26 protein-coding genes and 1 riboswitch are annotated in these 22,552 nt (G+C 40.9%); of the genes, 11 read left to right on the forward strand and 15 right to left on the reverse strand.

Annotated elements, in window-relative coordinates; translation table 11 throughout:
* Nucleotides 1-26 precede the first annotated feature (26 nt).
* From FK004_RS18595 to FK004_RS18610, 4 genes are read left to right on the forward strand one after another with little or no spacing between them, the layout of a single operon-like run.
* Entirely contained in the window at nt 27-542 is a 516-nt protein-coding gene (locus FK004_RS18595; RefSeq protein WP_108738602.1) for an RNA polymerase sigma factor, read from the forward strand.
* Complete coding sequence (locus FK004_RS18600) at nt 523-966, forward strand: hypothetical protein (protein WP_108738603.1); 444 nt, start codon at nt 523-525, stop codon at nt 964-966. The genes FK004_RS18595 and FK004_RS18600 overlap by 20 nt, the downstream gene beginning before the upstream one ends.
* A 12-nt stretch (nt 967-978) precedes the next feature.
* Nucleotides 979-1,506 carry a DUF4252 domain-containing protein gene (locus FK004_RS18605; RefSeq protein WP_108738604.1) on the forward strand — a complete coding sequence of 176 codons (528 nt, stop codon included), beginning with the start codon at nt 979-981 and terminating at the stop codon, nt 1,504-1,506.
* 6 nt (nt 1,507-1,512) lie between these two features.
* Nucleotides 1,513-2,043, forward strand: a complete 531-nt coding sequence (locus FK004_RS18610; protein ID WP_108738605.1) for a DUF4252 domain-containing protein — start codon at nt 1,513-1,515, stop codon at nt 2,041-2,043.
* Nucleotides 2,044-2,088: 45 nt separating this feature from the next.
* Here the strand turns inward: FK004_RS18610 and FK004_RS18615 are convergent, their stop codons facing one another.
* Genes FK004_RS18615 through FK004_RS18630 form a run of 4 tightly spaced genes read right to left on the reverse strand, consistent with a single transcriptional unit; the run spans nt 2,089 to nt 5,850 of the window.
* Nucleotides 2,089-2,532 carry a sterol desaturase family protein gene (locus tag FK004_RS18615; protein WP_108738606.1) on the reverse strand — a complete coding sequence of 148 codons (444 nt, stop codon included), beginning with the start codon at nt 2,530-2,532 and terminating at the stop codon, nt 2,089-2,091.
* Nucleotides 2,533-2,569: 37 nt separating this feature from the next.
* Nucleotides 2,570-3,406: a phytoene/squalene synthase family protein gene (locus tag FK004_RS18620; RefSeq protein WP_108738607.1), complete on the reverse strand. Its 837-nt coding sequence runs from the start codon at nt 3,404-3,406 to the stop codon at nt 2,570-2,572.
* Nucleotides 3,407-3,433: 27 nt separating this feature from the next.
* Complete coding sequence (locus FK004_RS18625; RefSeq protein ID WP_108738608.1) at nt 3,434-4,894, reverse strand: phytoene desaturase family protein; 1,461 nt, start codon at nt 4,892-4,894, stop codon at nt 3,434-3,436.
* A 56-nt stretch (nt 4,895-4,950) separates the two neighbouring features.
* Nucleotides 4,951-5,850 (reverse strand): MerR family transcriptional regulator, encoded by a 900-nt coding sequence (locus FK004_RS18630; RefSeq protein ID WP_108738609.1) that lies wholly within the window; start codon nt 5,848-5,850, stop codon nt 4,951-4,953.
* Nucleotides 5,851-6,287: 437 nt separating this feature from the next.
* On the opposite strand from FK004_RS18630, the gene FK004_RS18635 reads away from it, so the two are divergent.
* Nucleotides 6,288-7,046: a hypothetical protein gene (locus FK004_RS18635; protein ID WP_108738610.1), complete on the forward strand. Its 759-nt coding sequence runs from the start codon at nt 6,288-6,290 to the stop codon at nt 7,044-7,046.
* 89 nt (nt 7,047-7,135) lie between these two features.
* Here FK004_RS18635 and FK004_RS18640 read toward each other — a convergent pair whose 3' ends face one another.
* The 7 genes from FK004_RS18640 to FK004_RS18670 form a co-directional block, all read right to left on the reverse strand.
* Nucleotides 7,136-8,545, reverse strand: a complete 1,410-nt coding sequence (locus FK004_RS18640) for a DUF5689 domain-containing protein (protein WP_157956154.1) — start codon at nt 8,543-8,545, stop codon at nt 7,136-7,138.
* Between the two features lie 21 nt (nt 8,546-8,566).
* Nucleotides 8,567-9,136, reverse strand: a complete 570-nt coding sequence (locus FK004_RS18645; RefSeq protein ID WP_193844345.1) for a hypothetical protein — start codon at nt 9,134-9,136, stop codon at nt 8,567-8,569.
* A gap of 74 nt (nt 9,137-9,210) precedes the next feature.
* On the reverse strand, nt 9,211-10,422 hold the full coding sequence (locus FK004_RS18650; RefSeq protein WP_108735429.1) for an IS256 family transposase: 1,212 nt from the start codon (nt 10,420-10,422) through the stop codon (nt 9,211-9,213).
* 102 nt (nt 10,423-10,524) lie between these two features.
* Nucleotides 10,525-11,193 carry a PEP-CTERM sorting domain-containing protein gene (locus tag FK004_RS18655; protein WP_108738612.1) on the reverse strand — a complete coding sequence of 223 codons (669 nt, stop codon included), beginning with the start codon at nt 11,191-11,193 and terminating at the stop codon, nt 10,525-10,527.
* Nucleotide 11,194: 1 nt separating this feature from the next.
* The gene (locus FK004_RS18660) at nt 11,195-12,502 is read right to left on the reverse strand and encodes a T9SS type A sorting domain-containing protein (protein ID WP_108738613.1); all 1,308 of its coding nucleotides are present in this window, start codon (nt 12,500-12,502) and stop codon (nt 11,195-11,197) included.
* 34 nt (nt 12,503-12,536) lie between these two features.
* On the reverse strand, nt 12,537-13,580 hold the full coding sequence (locus tag FK004_RS18665) for an NHL repeat-containing protein (RefSeq protein WP_108738614.1): 1,044 nt from the start codon (nt 13,578-13,580) through the stop codon (nt 12,537-12,539).
* A 1-nt stretch (nt 13,581) separates the two neighbouring features.
* Nucleotides 13,582-15,414 (reverse strand): TonB-dependent receptor plug domain-containing protein, encoded by a 1,833-nt coding sequence (locus tag FK004_RS18670; RefSeq protein WP_108738615.1) that lies wholly within the window; start codon nt 15,412-15,414, stop codon nt 13,582-13,584.
* A gap of 30 nt (nt 15,415-15,444) precedes the next feature.
* Nucleotides 15,445-15,687: riboswitch (cobalamin riboswitch) on the reverse strand.
* A 94-nt stretch (nt 15,688-15,781) separates the two neighbouring features.
* On the opposite strand from FK004_RS18670, the gene FK004_RS18675 reads away from it, so the two are divergent.
* From FK004_RS18675 to FK004_RS18690, 4 genes are all read left to right on the forward strand, one after another.
* Nucleotides 15,782-16,924, forward strand: a complete 1,143-nt coding sequence (locus tag FK004_RS18675; protein WP_108738616.1) for an ABC transporter substrate-binding protein — start codon at nt 15,782-15,784, stop codon at nt 16,922-16,924.
* Between the two features lie 28 nt (nt 16,925-16,952).
* Nucleotides 16,953-17,972, forward strand: a complete 1,020-nt coding sequence (locus FK004_RS18680; protein WP_108738617.1) for an iron ABC transporter permease — start codon at nt 16,953-16,955, stop codon at nt 17,970-17,972.
* Nucleotides 17,972-18,757, forward strand: coding sequence for an ABC transporter ATP-binding protein (locus tag FK004_RS18685; protein WP_108738618.1), 786 nt, complete (start codon nt 17,972-17,974; stop codon nt 18,755-18,757). The genes FK004_RS18680 and FK004_RS18685 overlap by 1 nt, the downstream gene beginning before the upstream one ends.
* An 89-nt stretch (nt 18,758-18,846) precedes the next feature.
* On the forward strand, nt 18,847-19,101 hold the full coding sequence (locus tag FK004_RS18690; RefSeq protein ID WP_108738619.1) for a hypothetical protein: 255 nt from the start codon (nt 18,847-18,849) through the stop codon (nt 19,099-19,101).
* A gap of 1 nt (nt 19,102) precedes the next feature.
* Here the strand turns inward: FK004_RS18690 and FK004_RS18695 are convergent, their stop codons facing one another.
* Nucleotides 19,103-19,561, reverse strand: a complete 459-nt coding sequence (locus tag FK004_RS18695) for a tRNA (cytidine(34)-2'-O)-methyltransferase (protein WP_108738620.1) — start codon at nt 19,559-19,561, stop codon at nt 19,103-19,105.
* A gap of 152 nt (nt 19,562-19,713) precedes the next feature.
* On the opposite strand from FK004_RS18695, the gene FK004_RS18700 reads away from it, so the two are divergent.
* Entirely contained in the window at nt 19,714-20,112 is a 399-nt protein-coding gene (locus FK004_RS18700; RefSeq protein ID WP_108738621.1) for a hypothetical protein, read from the forward strand.
* Nucleotides 20,113-20,160: 48 nt separating this feature from the next.
* On the opposite strand, the gene FK004_RS18705 is transcribed toward FK004_RS18700, so the two are convergent.
* Nucleotides 20,161-20,727 (reverse strand): NADPH-dependent FMN reductase, encoded by a 567-nt coding sequence (locus FK004_RS18705; RefSeq protein ID WP_108738622.1) that lies wholly within the window; start codon nt 20,725-20,727, stop codon nt 20,161-20,163.
* Between the two features lie 46 nt (nt 20,728-20,773).
* Nucleotides 20,774-21,211: a DUF6526 family protein gene (locus FK004_RS18710; protein ID WP_108738623.1), complete on the reverse strand. Its 438-nt coding sequence runs from the start codon at nt 21,209-21,211 to the stop codon at nt 20,774-20,776.
* A gap of 228 nt (nt 21,212-21,439) precedes the next feature.
* On the opposite strand from FK004_RS18710, the gene FK004_RS19300 reads away from it, so the two are divergent.
* Nucleotides 21,440-21,583 carry a hypothetical protein gene (locus FK004_RS19300; protein WP_157956155.1) on the forward strand — a complete coding sequence of 48 codons (144 nt, stop codon included), beginning with the start codon at nt 21,440-21,442 and terminating at the stop codon, nt 21,581-21,583.
* A 94-nt stretch (nt 21,584-21,677) separates the two neighbouring features.
* Here FK004_RS19300 and FK004_RS18715 read toward each other — a convergent pair whose 3' ends face one another.
* Complete coding sequence (locus FK004_RS18715) at nt 21,678-22,520, reverse strand: endonuclease/exonuclease/phosphatase family protein (RefSeq protein WP_108738624.1); 843 nt, start codon at nt 22,518-22,520, stop codon at nt 21,678-21,680.
* Nucleotides 22,521-22,552 lie beyond the last annotated feature (32 nt).

The following is a 22,552-nucleotide window of genomic DNA, read 5'->3' on the forward strand; positions in this document are numbered from 1 at the left end:
ATACGCTAACCAATACCACTTGAAAAATGAATAATAATGAGTTTGTAAAACTGGTTTTCCCTTTTAGGGATAAAGTCTTCCGGCTCGCCAAAAGGCTGCTCGTCAGTACAGAGGAGGCAGAGGATGCAACCCAGGAGGTATTGGTGAAATTATGGAATAAAAAACAGAGCTTGTCAGAATACACCAGTGTGGAAGCTTTTGCAATGACCATCACCAAAAACTTCTGCCTGGATCAGCTAAAATCAAAAAGGGCTGGGAATTTACAGCTTGTCCATAGTAATTATACTGATCGGGAAGCGGGATTACAGCAGAAGATCGAAGATAAGGACAGTTGGAACTGGGTCGAAAAGATAATGGCTCAATTACCGCAGCAGCAACAACTGATTATCCAGATGCGGGATGTGGAGCAATATGAATTTGATGAGATTGCAAAAATTATGGATATGAATGAAACGGCAGTGCGCGTGGCACTGTCAAGAGGACGGAAAACGATACGGGAAGAATTAACAAAAAAACACAGCTATGGAATCAGACAGAATTGAAATATTATTAGAACGCTATTTTGATGCCGAAACGAGTATTGCCGAAGAGAATGAATTAATGGCCTATTTTTCTTCTTCCGATGTTGCGCAGCATTTGGAACAATACCGATCTTTATTTGGCTATTTTGAACAGGAGCAACACCAAAAGTATGAGCAGGCGCTACCACTACAAACCAATAAGCCAAAGGCAGTGTGGTTATCAATTGCAGCATCAGTCGTGGTGTTACTCGGAGCAGGAATCATGTATTTTACCACATCGAAACCCGTTCCACAGGATTTAGGAACATTTGATGACCCCGAAATTGCATTCCGAGAAACTCAAAAAGCCCTGAACCTATTGTCTCAGAATGTAAATGTCGGTGTCGAAAGCGTCAAATATGTCGGAGAATACGAGAGATCAAAACAACTTATTTTTAAACAATAACCCTTGGAAATCATGAAAAAATTTATAATCACATTCGCTTTATTTTTAACCCCATTATTCTTTTTTGGACAGACTGTATTTGATAAATACGAAGGCCAGGAAACCGTGACGGCTGTATCAGTAAACAAAAAAATGTTCCAGCTGATGAGTAATGTTAAGATGGATGCCAAAGACAAAGAGATGGCACAGTATGTTAGCCTGCTTAAAAAACTCGATAACCTGAAAGTGTATACAACGACTAATACCAAAATAAGCACGGACATGAAAGCGACTTTTGAAAAATATATGAAAACAAATGCGCTTGAAGAGCTGATGCGTGTGAGCGACAAGGGCCAGAACATCAGGATTTATGTAAAATCCGGAGCTACTGAAAACCAGGTGAAAGAACTGTTGATGTTTATTGATGGTGGTGGCACTAAAGAAAATACGGTATTGATGTCACTAACGGGTAACTTTGACCTGAACGAAATTTCAACGCTGACCAATAAAATGAACCTGCCCGGTGGCGAAGAACTAAAAAAAGCCTCTAAGAAAAAATAAAAAACCATGAAAAAATCAATCGTACTCCTGCTCTTTAGTGTATTGCTTATGAGCTGTAACAATGAACTGACCCTGCAAAAATATTTTGTCAATAATACCGATGCTCCTAATTTTATGGCCATCGATATGGATCCCGGAATGCTCAATATTGACAAAACAAAATTGACAGCGGACGAAGCCAGTGCCCTGAAAGCATTTGACAAAATCAACATCCTGACGTTTAAAGCTACCGAGCAAAATAAAGCCAAGTTCGAAGCAGAACGCGTAAAAGTAGCGGGTATCCTAAAGGAAAAAAGCTATGATGAACTGATGAAATTTGGTAGTGGTAAAGATGGTGTAGCGGTCTATTCTGTTGGTGAGGGTGAGCATATTAAAGAATTTGTAATCTATGCCAACAAGAAAGATAATGGATTTGCTATTGTACGTGTATTGGGAACTAACATGACACCCAACCATGTAATGACGCTAATGAGTGTGCTGAAACATTCGGATATCAAATCCGACCAATTGAAATCTTTAGCAGATTTCATGAAATAATAGGAATGAATCCAAACAAATAGCGTCCCGAAAAGGACGCTTTTTTTATTTCTTGAAGTATTTAAACGGAACCATCAGCATCCCGAAACATTCACCGTCTTCTTTACCGGTATGTTTGTGGTGCATTTTGTGTGCCCTTCGGACACCTTTGGCATACGTATGATTGGCATTGCGGAATAATTTAAAACGTTGGTGGATAAAGATATCATGCACCAGGAAATAAGCCAGGCCATACGCAAAGATACCCAATCCTATTGCCAGCCCGATTTCGAGAATGTCATAACGCCAAAGCAGGAAAAACCCGATACTGATGACGGCATAAAAAATAAAAAAGGTATCGTTACGTTCAAACCAGGAGTCATGGTCTTTTTTGTGATGGTCTTGGTGCAGGCTCCATAAAAAGCCATGCATGATGTATTTATGGGTGAACCACGCCATAAATTCCATAAACAGGAAGGTTAGTATAAAAACCAGAATATTCAGTCCCATGGTCAATTGCAATTTAAGTTGATAGTACGGCCTGTGTTTACAGCAGGTTGAATTTGTAATTAAAGTAGCATTGTGCTAATATGCCTGCTTTTTGGTAATCCGGCACGCGGATGCGGGTCGTCTTGATTTCTACCGAAGGGGTCTTTTTTAGCTTTTTCAATAACCTTTTGTAGTACACATACGCAGTATAGACACCAAATTTAGCTTCGAGTGGCAGGCGTTGGATGCCTTCATACCCTTTCTCAAAATCGGCTTCTATTTCTTCTATGATTTGTATTTTGGACGCTTCGTTGAGTTCATTGAGGTCGGTATTTGGAAAATAGCTGCGGTTGAGGAGCTCAAAATCATTCTTGAGGTCGCGCAGGAAATTCACTTTTTGGAAAGCCGATCCCAGGTGCATTGCTGCATCTTTCAGCTCTTCATATTTTTGGTCGTCCCCCTTTACAAATACTTTCAGGCACATCAGGCCAACAACATCCGCAGAGCCATAGATGTATTCTTTGTATTCTGCAGCGCTGTATTCTTTTTTGTGTAAATCCAGCTTCATGCTTTCCATAAATGCCATAATGAGCGGCATCGGGATGTGGTATTTGTGAACGGTATGCTGGAATGCATTCAGGATAGGGTTGAGGTTTATCTTGTATTCGATAGCATGGATAAGGTCGGCTTCAAATTTCTCGAACAGCTGTATTTTATCATAGTCATGAAAGCTATCGACAATTTCATCGGCAAACCGCACAAAGCCATAAATATTATAAATGTCCTGACGGATACCCGGCGAGATCATCTTGATTGCAGATGAAAACGAAGTACTATAGGATTGCGTAACATATTTGCTGCATTCAAAAGAAACAGTGTCAAAAATAGATTTCATGGCGGATGTTTTTGAGGTGGACTGCGTTTACTGTTGTTTCTCTATGAGTTCTGCTACCAGTTTTCCGGAAATTAGTGCCGGTGGTACACCGGGTCCGGGAACTGTAAGCTGTCCGGTGAAATAAAGATTATTGACTTTATCACTTTTTAGCTTGGGGCGTAAAAATGCAGTCTGGAAGAGCGTATTGGCGAGTCCGTATGCATTTCCTTTATAAGAATTGTATTCCCTGATGAAATCGTTGACACAAAAGGATTCCTTAAAAATAATATTATTTTTGATAGGTTGTTGTGTTAGTTTTTCAAAACGGGTAATAATTTTATCAAAATAGCGTTCCCGCAGGGCTTCGGTATCTTCTATTCCGGGTGCTATGGGAATGAGGAATATTCCGGCTTCCTGTCCTTCAGGTGCCGCATTAGTATCCGTTTTAGACGGGAAACTGGCATAAAAAAGCGGTTCTTCCGGCCAATGCGGATTGTCATAAATGGCGGCCGCATGGGCATCAAAATCCACATCAAAAAATAAGGAATGATGCTCAGTGTTTTTTATTTTGGTGTCAAATCCGACATAAAACAACAGGCAGGAGGGCGCAAAAGTCTTTTTAGCCCAGTATTTTTCGGAATATTTCCGATGCTCCGGATCCAATAATGTTTCGGTATGATGGTAATCGGCACCACTCAGTATGAGGTCGGCAGCGATTGTTTTTCCATTCACGACCAATGCGGTTGCTTTTTTTCCTTCCACGATGATTTTTTCAATTGCCGCATCGGTATGGATGGTCACGCCTAATTCTTTTGCCAATGCTTCCAGGGCGAGAATGACACTGTACATCCCATTTTTAGGATGCCATGTACCCAAGCCAAAATCGGCAAAGTTCATAAAACTATAAAAAGAAGGGGTGTCGGATGGTTTGGCACCCAGGAAAATGACCGGGAATTCCAATACCTGAATGAGTTTCGGGTTTTTAAATTTCCTGCGGATGTCTTTGCTGATAGTGCTGAAAAACTGATTGATGTTCAGCGTTGTTTCCGGTGTGATGAGTTCCAGTGGGGAAACTCCGGGACGGTATACAATATCCCCAATGGCAATGGTATAATTCTTTTCGGCTTTTCGGATAAATTGTTCCAGGACTTTACCGCTTCCGGCCTCAATAGCTTCAAAAGTAGCGATGATTTCCGGGAGGTTATCGGCAATGGTAATAAATTCATTAGGGCCAAAATAAACGGAATAGGCCGGCGATAGCTTGATCAGGTCGTAATAATCGGAAGGCTTTTTGCCAAAGTCAGCAAAGAAACGCTCAAAAACATCCGGCATCCAATACCAGGTAGGCCCGATATCAAATGTAAATCCTTCTTTTTTCAGTTGTCGTGCGCGTCCGCCGATAGTGCTGTTTTTCTCATACACTGTAACCTGGTGTCCTGCTTTGGCAAGGTAAGATGCCGCTGCCAAAGCCGAAAATCCGGAGCCGATTATTTTAATGTCTTTTTTCATATTGTTTAACAAATATATAGAATTGTTAAACAAAGAAAAACTGCCTGAGGCAAGAATTATAATTTATTTAGGAAATCCGGAATACTTTCGAGGACTGCAATCTTATCACTTGGTAAGATATGCTTCAGATAGTTCGTCATACGGCCCATCACCCACAACTGGGAGTTGGTATCGTTCAGGATTTCACTGGCAAATAAACCAATATACGTATTGACCTCTTCTTTGGAAGGTTCGGTGGTCATGTAGGTCGTAAAGATGATATTGTCGTAAAATTCTTTTAGCGACTTGAGGTCTTCAATGGAGACATTGCATCCCAGATAAATGGTTTGGTAATTTTCATTGAGCGCTTCATAATTCAGGTACAGCAGCCCCAATTCGTGGATCTCATTTTTTGGAAGGTAAAACACGAATATATTAGAGGTTACGGTTGGTTTTTGCGCCTGCAGCAAATCAATATTCACCATCAGCTTCTGACGGATAAGATTGGTAATAAAATGCTCATGTGCGGGTGTGATCGTTCCGGCCTGCCATAACATACCGATCTCATTTAAAAGCGGTATAAAAACAGCGGTGAAGATTTCCCGGAAGCATTTTTCCCCCAGTAGTTCTTCATAGGTAGCTACAAATAGATTCTGGTCAAAATTGAGCATGGCTATTTTAAAAGCATTAATAGTATGGCCTTTAAAATTTTTATTGGTGATAATTTCCTGTACCAGCTGGGGTATTTTTTCCGGTGGGTATTTTGAAATTTGTGAGATTTTATAACCGTGGTTGTGCAGCAACGTAATGTTGAGTAATTTCTGCACATTCGGAAGGTCGTAGTAGCGCACATTGTTATCAGTCCTCATGGGTTCCAGTACGGCGTATCGTTTTTCCCAAATCCTGATAGTATGTGCCTTAATGCCGGAAAGATTCTCTAAATCTTTTATGCTGAATACATTCTTGCTGTTGTTCATTAGTCGTTTGTCTTATGCAAAATTAAAAAAATAAATAGGATACTGTCAATAACTTAGTAGTATTGATTTGATAATAATAAAATAACCAGGCCATTGTTGTGATATTTGTTTTCAGCAGTATAAGATTTTGCCTTTTGGGATAATATACGATAAAGACGACAACTGGGTTTTTGTGTAGTACATTTTTCAGGAGTCTATCGTATTGAAAAGAACGGGGGCAATTGTATAACGTTTATTGCGTAATTTAATTATATAAAAACCATTTTTTAACGCCTGTAGTGCACTACAGCCCCGAATATGCTATTTATGGCTTTGCATGGTAGGGCAGTGTTTTTTTATTTTTGAAAGCGATATATAGTGTTATTTAACTACTATTTTGCATATATAGTGAATTAATGTGGCGAATTTATAGATACTTTTAGGCAAAATAAATCGTGATGCTGTCCAATCGATTCGAAAAGCGGAATACTGCGACTGTTATTCTTTTGCTATTTTTTACATTACCATCGCTGGCACAGGAGCGTTTATCGATCCAGGGGAAAGCTGCAACGGGTAGCGTTGGCATAAAAAACCTGATTGTCATTAACCTGACAACGGAAAAAGAAACCCATACTGCTGCGGATGGCACTTTTAGAATGGTTGCAGGAGTAGGAGATACGCTGGTGTTTTATAGCAGCCGCCGGTTGCTGAAAGAACTGATCCTTAGTGCGACGGAACTACAGCAAGCCCTGCTGTGGGTTCCGGTACAAACGGATGGTTATGAACTGGACGAAGTAGTGGTAGAAAGGATAACACCGGAGTCGCTGGGAATTGTACCGAAAGGACAGCAAAAATATACTCCTTCGGAACGTAAATTATATACTGCCGGGGATTTTAAGCCCGTTCATTTGTTGGGATTATTGGGCGGTTCACTGAAGATAGACCCGATCCTGAATAAAATTAATGGGCGTACGGAAATGTTTAAAAAAATGATCGTAACAGAGCAGAAAGAAGCTGCGCTGGCCCAACTCCAAGTCTATGATCCGGAGTGGCTGGAAGAGCATTATAAAATCCCTAAAGATTACGTCAAAGGTTTTATGTATTATGTGGCTGAAAACGAAGAGTACGCTGCAGCAATAGCGGCTAAAAATGAAACCATGGCAACGTTTATCATGGGGAACCTGGCGGAAAAGTACCGAAAACAATTACCCGAATAGCCCTTGCGGAACATCAATTCATCAAAGAGTATAAAAAGAAGAAGCCACTATTTTCATAGTGGCTTCTTTTATAAAAATGCGAAAAGCAATTAGTTGATTACGATATCATCCAGCTGAATGGTAGTCGTTACTGTTGCACTTCCGGTATATTCGAATACAAAGAATCCGGTTCCAGTCAGGGAAGCAGGAATTGTATAAGTTCCGGCAGTGGTGAAGTTATTTTGAGACTGGTCTGTAGCCGGGTAAGTAAGTCCGGTGAAACTACTGGTGATGTCTACAAAATTACTCACGTTGATAGCACCACGCGCTGTGTAATTTGCAGAAGTTACATAGTATACTTTTAAAGCAGCACCCTGCATGTAACGTATTTCTTTGCTGAAGCTAAAGGTATTCGCAGCTGTAAAGTCAGCAGGCACAAAGAAGTAAGTTTTTGCAGCAATTCCAGGATTGGTATTTCCACTGAAAGAAGTCATTTCAATGTATTTGTTTCCGGTATTTGCCGGGAATTGTTTCAATTGCCAGTAACGATCGCCTGTAGTATGGTCATTTACATATTTAGGGAAAGTAGTTGCATTCACAGCATAGCTTTCGAAGTTTTCAGTAAAAGCACCTAAGAATGCAGTTTCAGTACCACCCAAAGCAAATTCGCTTCCACCAGGTTGTCCCGGATTGGTTGGCTCTTCTCCAATTCTTGGATTGATCAGTTTGATATCATCTTCTGTACGGGCTACAAACTGATAGTCGTTGTTGAATTTTGTTAATACACCACGTACTGTCCCTGATTTTCCAGGTACGATACTTCCGGCATAGCTTGCAAAACTGCTGGTTCTGAAGATGATCTGGCCACCATTCTGATCTACAAGGATATGGTTGGTAGCACCACCAATCTGATTGTTGGCATCATAATAGGTTTTGTTAACTGACTCATCTTTGAACTGTACGTTTTGCAGTTCAATTAAAGTATTGATACGTGCATTGGATAACGTTTGTGCGATCGTAAGATTCTGAACTAAATCTTCTTCACTCACGACTGTACAGGAACGGTTTAATATTGTTTCATATTGTGTAGCAGAAAGCCTTCCAACTTCCCCCTGGTATAAAGCACCAATTCTCATGGAACCGAATTTAATGTCGGTATAGGTTCCGTCCAGTTTGATTAATACTTTTCTTCCCGGTTCGAATTTGGTGAATACGGTTGTAATATCAACAGGAATACTAAATCCGAAAGAACCGTCTAAAGTTTGAAGTGAGATCGATTTGAAGAAATTTCCTCCAAGGTCACTGGATACTACATAAGCTTCAATAATTCCGCCTGCAGGGCCACTGTAGGGAGCGACTACGCTCGCAGCCGGTACAGCCTGAGGTTCCAGGTTTTTTACCAATGAAGTTTCAGTACAGCTCAATGTTGGTACGCTGTAATCGTCATCGTTAATACAGCTGCTTAGTAGTGTGGCACTGCATGCCATGAATAGCATTGATTTTTTAAATATTGATTTCATTTTTTATTTAGTGTTTAGTTTTTAAAGATTGATATAAAGATTGACAAAGAATGTTCTTCCGTAGCCATAGAAATATTTCGGTCCGAAGGAAGGCGTTCCACTGGAAACATCCTGGTTCAATTGTCGGTAATTGGCATTTCTTCCCTGTTCGAAACCACCTGTTTTATAGGTTACATCGAATATGTTGTTGATACTGGCAAAGAAACCTACAGTGTTATTACCAAGTTTCCATGATTTTCCTCCTGTTAAATTTACTAAGTAGAAATTGTCGAATTTCTCTTGTTTTAATAATTCTCTGGATCTGCTTTCGGTTGCTTCCGGGAAGCCGAATCCAGTTTCTGGGTTTCTCATAAAATTGTTGGTTCTCAATAGTGCAGAAACATCAATATAGTTGCTCGCTAAGTAGTTGGCATTTGCACCAATCCACCAGAATTTAGGATCCCTGTATTCCAATCCGATCGAGTAGGCCTGTTGTGGCATTCCCGGAAGTTTGTAATCTTTTAAAGTAGATTTTCCAAAATCGGTGATTGCAGTTTTAGTGTTTACGACATTAACATCTTCTGCCAGGGCAGCAATAGCATCATTGTTCACTGTTACATTCGGGTTATTGGCATAGGTATACTGACCATAAGAAGAGACTGGTCGAAATTTTGTGTAAACAGTTCTTAGTGTTTAATATTACACCTTTCTCCAAATATGACCAAGAACTGATTCATGATTAATCCCCAGCTTGGTATTGCATTTATCCAGCTTTTTTCACAATTTTGTATTGCTAAATAGACTGATTTCTTGACGCTTTTTTCATCTGGGAACTGCACTTTTGTTTTGGTATATTTTCTAATTCCCCTGTTTAAGTTTTCTATTGTATTTGTGGTGTACATTATTTTCCTGATTTCAGCAGGATAGGCCAAAAAAGGCATGAGATTTTCCCAATTCTTTTCCCAGGAGCAAACGGCATATTTATATTTTGCTTCCCAGTTTTTTTTAAATTCAGCCAGAGCTAAAACGGCTTCTTCCTGATTTATTGCAGTATATACTTCTTTCATTGCACTGCAAAATGCTTTTCTATCCTTAACTACTACAAACTTAAGGCTATTCCTTATTTGATGAACAATGCAAAGCTGGGATTCTGTATTTGGAAAAACACCTCTGATAGCTTTTGTAAATCCGGTAAGGTTATCTGTACAGGCAATGAGAATATCCTTTACTCCACGAGATTTTATGTCAGAGAGTACAGTCATCCAAAATGAAGCCGACTCTTCTTTATTTAGCCACATTCCTAATACTTCTTTCTTACCATCTGTTTTTAGTCCGATTACAATGTAAATTGCATGGTTTTCATATTTCCCATCTGTTCTTACTTTCATATGCACAGCATCCATCCAAACAATCAGATACTGTGGTTCTAAAGCCCTTTTAGTCCATAAATCAACATCAGCCAGTATTCTATCAGAGATGGTCGAAATCGTGGACTCACTTACTGATATCCCATAAACTTCTTTAACTTGTTCTACAATATCACTACGGGTCATTCCACGACTGTACATTCCTAAAATAGCATCTTCAATCTTTTCACTCATCGATTGGCCTTTTCCGATGACCTGAGGCTCGAATTCACCATTTCTATCCCGGGGAATAGCCAGGACCATATTGCCCAAAGTCTCTGATTTTATATTCTTTGAGAAAGAACCATTACGGCTATTGCCTGTATTGTATCCGTCAATATTATGCTTCTCATATCCCAGATGAGCATCCAATTCTCCCTGGAGTAGCTGTTCAATGCCTTGTTTATACAGGTCTTGAAAAAAAGTATGGAAGTCTTCTTTGTTTTTAAATTGCTTTGCAAAATCTTTGGGTAATTTACCATCTTCGATCATAATCCGCTCTTTTTAAATTATTTAAATGTAGTTCTTTTAAATTCTATACTTAATGATCTGTTGTTTTTTGGCTAAGCCTTAAAATCTCAAATCAAATTAAAATCAATTTCTACGTTTACACAATCTAACGACTACTCCCTCATAAGAAGCATATAGTGGATCTATAGCACCTACTACATCAATAATCCTGACATGTGTAATGTTATTTTTATTTAGCTGGGCATCATTGGGAAGTTCACTCAAATCAAACGGCGTTCCGTAACTGCCTGCATATTTCCCTGCGAGATTGTTCAGGTAGGGTGCCGATGGGCTGCCAAACGATCCGATTTGCGTATCGGTTTGGGTCTGGCTATGGGCTGGAAAGCGAAAAAAATGAGTACCGTCAGAACTCACTTCTACAAAAGCCAGCTCTAAAAAGCCAGGCCCTCCATTTTCAAAAACTGCAAAGTCAAAACCTTCCCCGTTACTAATCGGTCTCGCAAAAGTAAGCGTAGCTGTACCTCGATCACCCAGGCTCACCGTAGGCCCCGTAGGTGCTCCCAAGGCATTTTCCGGTGTACCCGAAGAAACCCTATTGCTTCCCCCGATCATAAAATCAGGATTGGAAATATTGAGGTACCCTCTTTCAACCGTAATTCCTGTAGCCCACGCCACATAAAGCGGGCTATCCTTATGGACCGCTGTGGACCCCGGGCTTTCAGCTTCCGGCGGATACGTTTGCCCATGGGAAACCGAAGCCGCCAACAGCGCAAAAAGTAAGATTTTGTTCATCTTATTTAACGATTATACGTTGGTTGTACTTCGCGTTTTCAATCGTAACCTCAACACTGTAAATTCCAGCTGTAAGATCGGTAACGTTGATTCCTGAAAGCGTATATTTTTGGTCTTTTACCAGTCTTCCGGTAAGATCATATACTTTAATCATAGCATCGCCCGTTTTAACGGTACGAATATAAAACACACCCGAAGCCGGGTTAGGATATACGGTAACTGCCAATGCAGCTTCAGGATTAGTAACGCCAAGACTACTTTCAGTGGCTTTGTAGAATCCGTTTGGTAATTTCCCTACAACATGGCTGGAACTCTGTGTCCCTTCCATAGTATACACATAAACGGTTCCATTGCTCACATAATTTCCGGCATCACCCAGGTAAATTTTGCCATCAATCACTTCCATTCCATAGATACCATATACGCCTTGTGCCCCAAGGCTAAATAATGGTGCAGCCGGTACTGAAAATGGGGTGACAGTTGTTTTATATACCGCAGCATCCTGTGTATACAATAATGCATTACCTTCAATTTTCAGGTTGGAAGGATGTTGGTTTGGAAAGTCAGTTTCACTGATTACCGTATTATCAGCCAGATTAATTTTTACAAGTTTACCATACGTCTGGGTTCCTGCCCAACTCGGTTTCCCACCACATAATACATACAGGCTTCCTTCTTTTTCAATAATAGAATTGGGAACATCCCCCACAGTAATCACCTGTTCTATAGCAGCAGTCACGGGATTGATCACCGAGATGGTATTGCCATATCCATACCCGCCCTGGTGTGCCACATATAGTTTTCCGCTGCTTTCAAGAATGCGCTCCACACCTTCTGCCATTGCAATAGACGATTCGACTGTGTTGGTTTCAAGGTTGATGACCGCAACATAGCTGTCACTAACCCCTCCATTACCCCAGTTGGTCACATACCCTTTACCATTAGCAAAAGCAATATACCTTGGATTCACAAGTCCTGTACTGATGGTTGCTACATAAGCAAAAGTATTTCGGTTTACGACCTTGATCGTATTGGACATGTTGAGTACGATATAAGCATAATCCCCGTGGAATCCGATATGCTGTGCTACATCACCCAAATTGGCCTGTCCCGGATTTACCGTTCCATAGATGTTATTTTGCAGTATCCCTTCATTGGAAATAAAAGAAACCGAAGCAGTAGGTGTTCCTGCACTGCCTTCATTCAGGATATAAACCCCGTCATAAAAACCAGTTTGTGCAAAAACGGAAAATCCGCCTGTCAGGATTGTAAGTAAAAATGTAAAAATTAATCTGTAAAATTGTTTCATAAGTATGCGCTATTGGTATTTAAAAAATAGTGTATTAGTCGTTGAAATAGAAATTGTTTGGCCCCACACCTACGGAAACTGTTTTTTCCAGGTTTCCAGTTGGGGAATACACAAAGACCTGGCTGTCAGAAGCAAAGTTACCACCTTCAGCTACGTAAATTTTGCCGTCATTAACTGCAAATCCGTACATACCACCATATAGTGATCCAGAAGTATACGTTAACAAAGGAGTAGTAGGTGCCGATGTCGCATTAAGAGCCATAACGTATACACTGGTGTTCACTGTATAATAGATTTTATCATCTTCTATTGTCAAATTTTTAGCGTCGGTTTGAGTTTCCGGCAATGTGATGGTGCTGGTCAGCTGATTCGTCGTAAGGTTGACCTTCCCGATTTTGTTGTTTCCCATTACATATAAAGTGTTGTTTTCTTCATCAAAAGAGTTCGGTATGAAACCTAAATTGATTACCTGCTCTGAAGTATTTGTAGCCGGATTGAAAACAGTTACTGTTTCATGACCACTAAAAGAGCCGTTAGAGATGTATAATTTTCCGTTCTCTTCGAGGATTTTCTCCGAAACCTTATTCAGGTTTACTTTTGTAGTACTGTTATCCGCCAGGTTGATTACGGTCAGGAAGTCATCGGTATTGCTTTCAAAGTCAGCTGAATTGGTCACATATGCTTTTCCGTTCAGGACCACACCATATCTCGGGTTTTGGATATTGGTAGTGATCGTTGCAAGGTATTGAAAAGTATAACGGTTTACTACAGTAATCTGATTCGCCAGCCCTGAAATGATAAACGCACGCGTATCATCAAAAAACATCGATTGCAGGTAGGTTCCTGTCGCAGGTGCTGTAGGGTTTACATTGCGAAAAATATCCTGCTCTACTGCTCCGGAATTGCTTACAAAAGTAATCGTCGCTGTAGTACTCGTCCCTTCATTCAGCACAAAGAAGCCATGATCATAATTCCCAAGGGAAACGTTGTCATTGCTATCGTCATCACTGCTACAGGACACCAATACAACACTACTGGCTAATAGGACTAAAAGTAATTTTGAAATCTTTTTCATCATTTTAAAAATTTAAAGTTAGATAGGTATTAATATTCCTCCCGGGTAAAAACCGGTTTTCCACACTTTGGTAGTTTTCATTCCAAAGGTTTAAAACCTGGACACCGAGTGTATAGGAGAATTTCTTTCCGAAAGTATAGTTTACCGTTGCGTTGCCTACCAGATACGGATCAATGGTGTACCGTGAATTATTATCGGTGCGGGTATACACTTCCCCAACATATAACGCCTGGTAATTGGCCGTAAATCGTTGTACCGAATAGGTCAGCGATCCCGTTGCTTTATGATGCGGAACATAAATCAGTTGTTTTTTCGTATCATCATTTTCCGATACGGTATAGGCATAGGTTCCATTAAGAGAGACCTGGTGCATTCCTATTTTCCGGCTCCAGTTCAGCATTGCTTCCCCACCGTAGGTAATTACTTTATCCGTATTGACCGGCGACCAGTTGGCGCCCATCGGGATCCAGCGTAACATGTCTTTGATATCCATATAATACCCCGTCACGGAAAATTGCAATTCCTTGAAGGTAAAAGCATTCCCCAATTCTGCCTGGTAGGACGATTCCGGTTTCAGGTCGGGATTGCCACCCGGCTCCCAGTACAGGTCATTAAAGGTTGGCACCCTGAAATTCCGGGATCCGTTCAGTTTAAGCGTATAAAAATCAGTTACTTTATAATTCGCACCTACAGAAAACAACACAGGACTTTTGTAATTATCCGTTACTTCCTTACGACCGCTCAGCTCATATAAAAACCGTGAACCGACTTCGTGTTTAAAGAGCAGTCCTGCCGAAGCAATGTTACGGGTTTTATGAAGTATTCCCGTCCCTGTTCCTTTGTTTTGCGTATAATCCACAATGGCATTCAGCTTCATAGTCGTGTTGATATCATAGGTAAGGTCATATTTACCAATGACGGTTTCTACCTTACCATCGCTATAGTTATCATTCGCAATGTTGGCGAAATATTTGTATTTTTCACTCAGGTAGGCCACCTTGACACGGGACGTAAAAAGTCCCATAAAGCGATCCCATTCCAACAGGTTCCGGCTATTGAAATCCTGGTATTTTGTTTTTGTTTCCGCTGGGAAAAGTATGGCAAAATGCCGCTCACTATCAAAAAACTGACTGTAGGCCTTGATATAATTCCGGGCATTAATCTTATACCCAAATGCCATGTTCAGGCTGGTATTGTAAAATTCACCATTTTGGTTTTTCCAGTTGGATTCCGGAAACTTGTAATCATTTTCCGAGCTATTCCTGGAAATCGCTGCCTGAAAACTAAACTTAGTATCGGAAACACTCACTTTATAATTGGCACCGATGGTATTGAAACTACCGTAATTCAGGTGCAGTTCATTCGAAAAATGGTCTTTGAAATTGAGTTCATTATTCAGGTGGATACTTCCGCCAATAGCACTGCTCCCGTATAAGGCACTACCCCCGCCGGCACGAACCGTGATATTTTGAAAATCCCGCGTGGTAATGGTATTGAAATCGGTTTGTCCGGTAAGTTGTGAATTGATATTGATCCCATTCCAGATTACAGCCGTCTGTTGGGCTGTAGTACCTCGAAAAGAAGGGGAAGATACCATTCCAAGCCCATTCTCCTTGAAATAGATCACTGTATTATAATTCAAAAGCGAAGTCAGGGAAGGCTGGTTTTCACGGATCAGAGAATCCGAAAGGGAAAGTACCGATTGGGAATCGGAAAAACTTTTGAGCTGTACATCGGAAATCCGGACCACATCCAGGTACTGAATGCTGTCGTGCTGTGCCATTACCAACTGGCAGGCAAAAAAAGCAAGGAATAAAAAGAATCTTTTAGTTGTCATAATCCATAAACCTTTTTTCCCGAAGGTTCGTTATTAATTAAGAATAAGGCAGGTCTCCTGGCTTGCGTCCTGTTGTTTACCTTCCCGCCCTGGGGCAGTGGTTTCGGAGTTAACAACAAGCATTATAGCATACAGTTGCGGGTACAGCTCAAGATTATTGGTAGTGCTTTAATTCCGGTTTGCTTAAAAAACCGACAGCAGTAACAAGGACTTGATTCCCTTTTAATGTGATTTACGAAAAAACAAATCACAACCTTAATTCGCCTGCAAATATATACTTATCATTTGGAATTCTGAATAATTTGTGTGAATACCGTAAAAAAAACATGGTTTCGTTTTACCTTTGTCCCATCAGAATGATCTAAAAATGAGAAAAACAGTAATCCGGATTTTATTTTGTTTCCTTGTAGTCACACTTGCGGCCTGCAAAAAAGAAACTCCTACTCCTACTCCTTTAACTACCAGTGCGAAGAATAATATTTCGTATGCCAAAGGGCTTGAATTGTACCATTATGCTACTTTCAGCATCGTAAAAATCACCAGTCCATGGCCGGATGCCAAAAAAGAATATACCTATGTCCTCTATAAAGCGGGAGCTGTAATTCCTGATAGCCTGAAAAGCGCCACTGCCATTCAGGTACCTGTGAAATCTTTAGTCGCAACTTCCACGACCCATATTCCATCCCTGGAAATGCTGGGTGTGGAAAACACGTTGGTTGGTTTTCCCAATACGGATTACATCTCTTCTGAAAAAACAAGGAAGCGTATCGATTCCGGAAAAGTAAAAGAAGTAGGCAATAACGAAAGCCTCAATACCGAAGTACTCATTGACCTTGATCCGGACGTGATTGTAGGCTATGGTATTGACAATAATAATCCCTCCCTGGATATCCTGGAGAAAAGCGGCTTAAAAGTAATTTTAAATGGCGACTGGAATGAACAAACGCCTTTAGGCAAAGCCGAATGGATCAAGTTTTTTGGCACGCTTTACGGTAAGGACGACGAGGCAGCGACTATTTTCTCCGGAATTGAGAAAGAATACCTCGCTACTGTGGCACTCGCGAAAAAAGCGGTTACCCAGCCCACTGTATTCACTGGGGCGATGTATCAGGATCAATGGTATATGTCGGAAGGCAATAGCTGGGCTGCCACCTTTTTAAAGGATGCCAATGCTGCCTATCTCTGGAAGGATACTCCCGGAACCGGAAGCCTTTCTTTGAGTTTTGAGACGGTTTTCCTCAAAGCCCAGAATGCGGAATTCTGGATTGGGCCTGCCCAATTTACAGCACTACGGGAGATGGCAGATGCCAATCCTCATTATGCGCAATTTGATGCTTTTAAAAATAAAAAGGTATATTCGTCCAGTACTAAAAAAGGGGCTAAAGGTGGCGTACTCTATTATGAAATCGCTCCCAACCGCCCGGACCTGGTCTTAAAAGATATGATTAAAATCCTGCATCCGGAATTGTTACCCGATTATGAGCTTTATTTCTTCGAAAAACTAAACTAATACCCTAACCTCACTGTTCCTTAGCCGTATGAGAAACCAATTTCTTTTCTCGGGACTGATCGTCAGCCTGGTACTTTTATTCCTAATCAATATGAGCCTGGGATCTGTTGCCATACCCCTAAAAGAAGTTTTTACCACACTAACGGGAGGAACATCTGAAAAAAGCACCTGGCAGTATATTATCCTGAATTACCGCCTGCCTAAAGCTTTTACAGCAATAATGGTAGGTATGGGACTTTCGATAAGCGGTTTACTGATGCAGACCCTTTTCCGGAATCCTTTAGCCGGGCCTGATGTATTGGGATTAAGTTCCGGTGCCAGCCTTGGCGTAGCAATGGTCGTGATGGGCGCCGGTTTTTTTCCGGCACTGCTAAGCGGAATACTGCTCTCCCAGTTTAGTATTGTTATCGCCTCCAGCCTGGGTAGCTTTTTAGTGCTGCTGGCGGTACTGGCAGTATCACAACGGCTGAAAGATACGATGGCCATACTGATCGTCGGGCTGATGTTTGGGAGCATTACCAGTTCGGTCGTTAGTGTACTCACCTATTTCAGTTCGGCAGATCAACTCCAGAAATTTACCTTTTGGGCACTTGGCAGCCTTGGAAATTTATCCTGGAATTCCATTATCAACCTCAGCACCTGTACACTAATCGGGCTTACCCTAAGCTTTATCAATATCAAACCGCTGAATGCACTCCTACTCGGGGAGAATTATGCCCGCAGCATGGGAGTCGATTACCAACGTACCAAAACACTATTGATTTTTACCACCAGTATCTTAACCGGGAGCATTACTGCCTATGCCGGGCCGATCTTTTTTATAGGGCTGGTCATTCCCCATATTGCGAAATTGGTATTCCAGACCAGCAATCACGCGATCCTTTTTTGGGCAACATTGCTTTTGGGCATTAGTATCATGTTGTTGTGTGATACCATTTCCCAAATGCCGGGTTGCGATTTCACATTGCCCATCAATGCTGTAACTTCAATTATAGGAGCACCTGTGGTAATCTGGCTTTTGCTTGGAAAACGAAAAATGGCGACCTGATGAAACAACATAACACAGTACTCGAAACCCGCAAACTTCAAATTGGCTATTCCCAAAAGGGGAAACACCCCATCATTGGGGATGCAATCGATATACAACTGCAAAAAGGCCAGCTGATTACCCTCGTGGGGGCAAATGGCATTGGTAAATCTACCTTGCTACGAACCATTACCGCAATCCAAAAACCGCTACAGGGTGAGGTACTGCTTCATAACAGGAACCTCCGTGATTTCAATACCCAGCAGCTCGCGCAGGAAATGAGCATTGTATTAACCGAACAGTTGCCGCCCAGTAATCTTACTGTTTATGAATTGGTCGCCCTGGGAAGGCAGCCGTACACCAACTGGCTCGGTAAATTATCTGATTTGGATATTCAAAAAGTACAGCAGGCACTCCAACTGACGCAGATTGAGCATTTGGCAGCCAAAAAACATTATGAGATCAGTGACGGGCAACTTCAAAATGTACTGATTGCAAGAGCACTTGCCCAGGATACGCCGCTAATTATATTGGACGAACCAACCACACACCTTGACCTGCTGCACAAAGCTGCATTATTCCGGTTATTGAAAAAATTAGCTGCTGAAGCTGGAAAATGTATTCTTTTTTCTACCCACGATATTGAGCTCGCCATCCAGATGAGCGACAGTATGATTATCATGCACGATAGTAAAGCGATCCAGGGCACACCGCAGGAATGTATTGCTGATGGCAGTTTCGACCGCATATTCAAGGAAGGTAATATTAGCTTTGATCCGCTACGGGGTATCTTTATTATAGCTTAGCCGCGACTTCTTTGTTTTAACATAAACACAACATAGCGCGTGTAGTATAATCCGTACTTTTATATGGTTAATCCCCAAATACAATAGCTATGGCTTGCCAGTTTACCATTTTTTATAACGGATCCAAACCCGACCTCATCGAAAAAATCAGAAATACCATTGGTGACAAAGGAGAACTGATTGGTGATGAAATCGAAGGGCATTTTGAAGGGCATACCCTCGTAGGCAAATTCACCGGATCGTATCATATCGAACTCCACGATATCGAAATTACCATTACCGATAAACCCTTCCTGATTTCCTGTTCCAAAATCCAGGAAGAATTTGAAAAAGCACTGCAATAATCTATTTTTCAGGCGTTGCCAATTGCCGTAATCCTTCGCCCAGGGCAAAAGCAACAGCATTGGCGATATTATAACTGCGGATCAGTGGGGAAGATGGGATTTTGACATGGTTGGAAAAAGCAGCTAATACCTGCGCACTAAGTCCTACCGATTCTTTTCCAAAAACCAGCCAGTCGCCTTCCTGGAATTCAGCAGAAAGATAGGATTGTGTTGTATTGGAAGTAAAGAGGAATACCCGTGACGGATCCGGAACTGTTTTGATCCAGTCTTCAACAGAAGGATATTCAAACCAGTCCAGGTGTTTCCAGTAATCCAGTCCGGAGCGCTTGAGGTTTTTGTCATTTATTACAAAACCAAATGGATGGATCAGGTGCAGCCTGCTCTGGGTTCCTACACACAAACGTCCAATATTCCCGGTATTATTCGGGATTTCAGGCTCAACCAAAACAACATTCAGCATACTTTTATTTTATAAGGATTACCGCAAAAATACACTTTATCCCATTCAAATACAAAGTCGCCAATGGGGGTTCTATAAACTTTCGAAGAAATTATATAAGCCCAACAACCTCAGATTACACGATCTTTATAGAAACCCTAAATACGATTATCATGGCTACTGAAAAAGACGATAAAAAAGATCTCGGATCCAAAAAAATCAACAATCAGCAACAAACGAATGAAGGTTTTAGCGGTAAAAATCTCCCTAAGGATTATGACCCCTCAAAAAAACTCAATACGGAAACTGAAAAGGATGAGGAAGGACACGAAAATACGGTAAAAAGAGCCCGAAGCGTCGATACGAACACCGCACCCGATGTAGATGAAAGCAATCATACTATGGAAAACGGCAAAACTGTCAAAAAGAACCGGGGTACTTCCAGTGAATCGGAAGATATGGAGACTGCAGAAAACCGGGACAAAAATTCCGATACAGAAAAAAACCGCTATACCAACTCCAATCCGGAGAGCCACAGGGATCGTGGCAATTTTGATGTCAATGAAAAGTAATATAAAAACAAAATCCCGGTTGATGAACAACCGGGATTTTTTATAGTTTTATTTTGCAGCGCGAATGGTCTTCAGCCCTTCCGTCCATTTTACCAATTCTTTGAACTGGACTTCTATAGCCTTATCCATCACTTCATTGGCAACCAATTTTCCATCGGTAATCATTTTTTCGAAAAAAGGAATATTAACCATTTCAAACAGAGGCACTATTTTCTTAGTGGCTAAATCCAGTTTCAATCCATTGGCAGCTCGCGTTCCTGCAGAAACTCCGCCATAACTTACAATTCCACCGGCTTTATACGCCCATTCATGCACTAAATATTCCAGTGCATTCCGTAAAGGCGCAGGATAGGTATGGTCATATTCAGCGGTAACAAAAATATAAGCATCTGCTTCCCCAATAGTGGCACTCCATTTTTTGGTATGCTCATGTTCATATTTTTGTTGGGACGGATGCAGTTTTTCATCCATCAATGGTAATTTTACGACACCAAGATCCAGAAATTCAACTTTGAAATAACCCGAAGCCAGAGCTTTTTCTACTACCCATTGGGCTACAATTGGCCCTTTTCTGCCCGGGCGTACAGTGGACGAAATAACTTTTAACGTATACATAAATTAGTGTTTTGAGGTATTAGTATTCAGGGGTTCTGGGTGATTTTTAGACTCTGTTGTAATCGGGAAACCAATGCACTATACTTTTCTTAATAGCAGTCCCGGAAAGATTTTCAGCCACCGTACGGTGAACCAAATCCGGAAGCTCAGCATCCGGGGCAAACCGTAAGGCAAAAAGCTGGCTGTCGTTGAGTTCTGGCGCTACAAGTTCCAGCCTTTTATTGGTCAGTACATAATACCGGTACCGCAGTTCGTCCCGTACAATCCGGTTTTGCAAGATCAATGCATAATGCTGGCGCACCATATACATACTCCATATTACCAGTGCAATTGTACTACTTATAAAAATCCAAAGCTTCGTATTTTCGGTATCGGTAACCGCATAATAAGCTGAAACAATGAGTAAAATAAGGGTTACTGGATAGAATACAAAATGATGGGGAGGATAGAAACGGATGTGGTTTTCGTAGGATTGCGGTTTCATAGGATTGGTTTTGGTGAACATTCAGGGATTATGCAGGCTCTTGGGGCAGCATAAGCTCCTACAAGGTAATAATTTTTACAAAACAATAGGATGCAACTTAACATTTTACAAACAAAAAAACAGTCCTTATCCTACAGCCCGAACAGTCATTAAATTCATGTTAATTACATAGTGATCAGCATATTATAACCTTACATTTAAGTAGATATAAATTTAATACTTTTAATTATGGCAACTTCTGATAAAAAAACGTCCGGTGCAGGGAAAGCTGTTTCCCAAAAAGAGAAAGAAAAGATTGCAGACAAAGCAGTTGAGAAAAACAAAACCACAAAAAACAGTACGCCAGTACCTAAAAAAGATGCTAAGAAATAACAAAAAAGGCCTGTACAAAATACAGGCCTTATTCTTACTTATCTTTTTACAGCTTCCTTTTCATCATCCCTTTTTACTTCTTACTTTTTACTTTTTACTTCTTATTCCATTCCACATCGATAAGTACCGGAAAGTGGTCGGAAGGATATTTACATTGATCCGAATTGCTTAACACAGCGTATTTTTTCACCGTTATGCCTTTTTTAGAGGTAAAAATATAATCGATACGCATGGTCACCGGTTTTGTAAATTCAAAATTATTAAATGTCCCCGCCGGGCCATACACCAATTCCGCCACCGCTTTCGAATCATTCAGCTGTGACGCAATGTATTGTATAGGCGCACTATCCGACTCCAGGTTAAAATCGCCACTGAGGAAGAAAGGCAGGTTTTGGGTATTAATGGCTTTTATCTTTTCGATAATCAGCTGGGCACTCTTGATACGGGCCACATCTCCTACGTGGTCAAAATGAGTATTAAAAACATAAAACTTTTTGTTAGTGGCCTTATCCTGGAATAAGCCATAGGTACACACTCTTTTATAAGCAGCGTCCCATCCCATGGATACCTGATCGGGATGTTCCGAAAGCCAGAATGTCGCGTTATCCAATAATTTAAATTTGTCTTTGTTGTAAAATATAGCACTGAATTCACCCTGCTCTTTACCATCATCACGGCCTTTACCGATATAACCATAGGTAACCAAACTACTGTCGATATAATGCATCTGATGGGGTAAAGCTTCCTGTACGCCGACGAAGTCCGGGCTGTAAAATTTCAGAAGCCCCACCAGTTTGTCTTTTCGTAACGACCATTGGTTTTCACCATCACTTTTTACATCCAGTCGTAGATTGTAGGACATCAGGCGTGTCGTTTGGGCGGTAACGGTATACAATCCCGAGCATAACAATACTGCAATAACAATAATTTTTTTCATTTTCAAATTCCGATTTTTAAGGTGCTAAATAT

Source organism: Flavobacterium kingsejongi (genome assembly GCF_003076475.1).
GTDB lineage: Bacteria > Bacteroidota > Bacteroidia > Flavobacteriales > Flavobacteriaceae > Flavobacterium > Flavobacterium kingsejongi.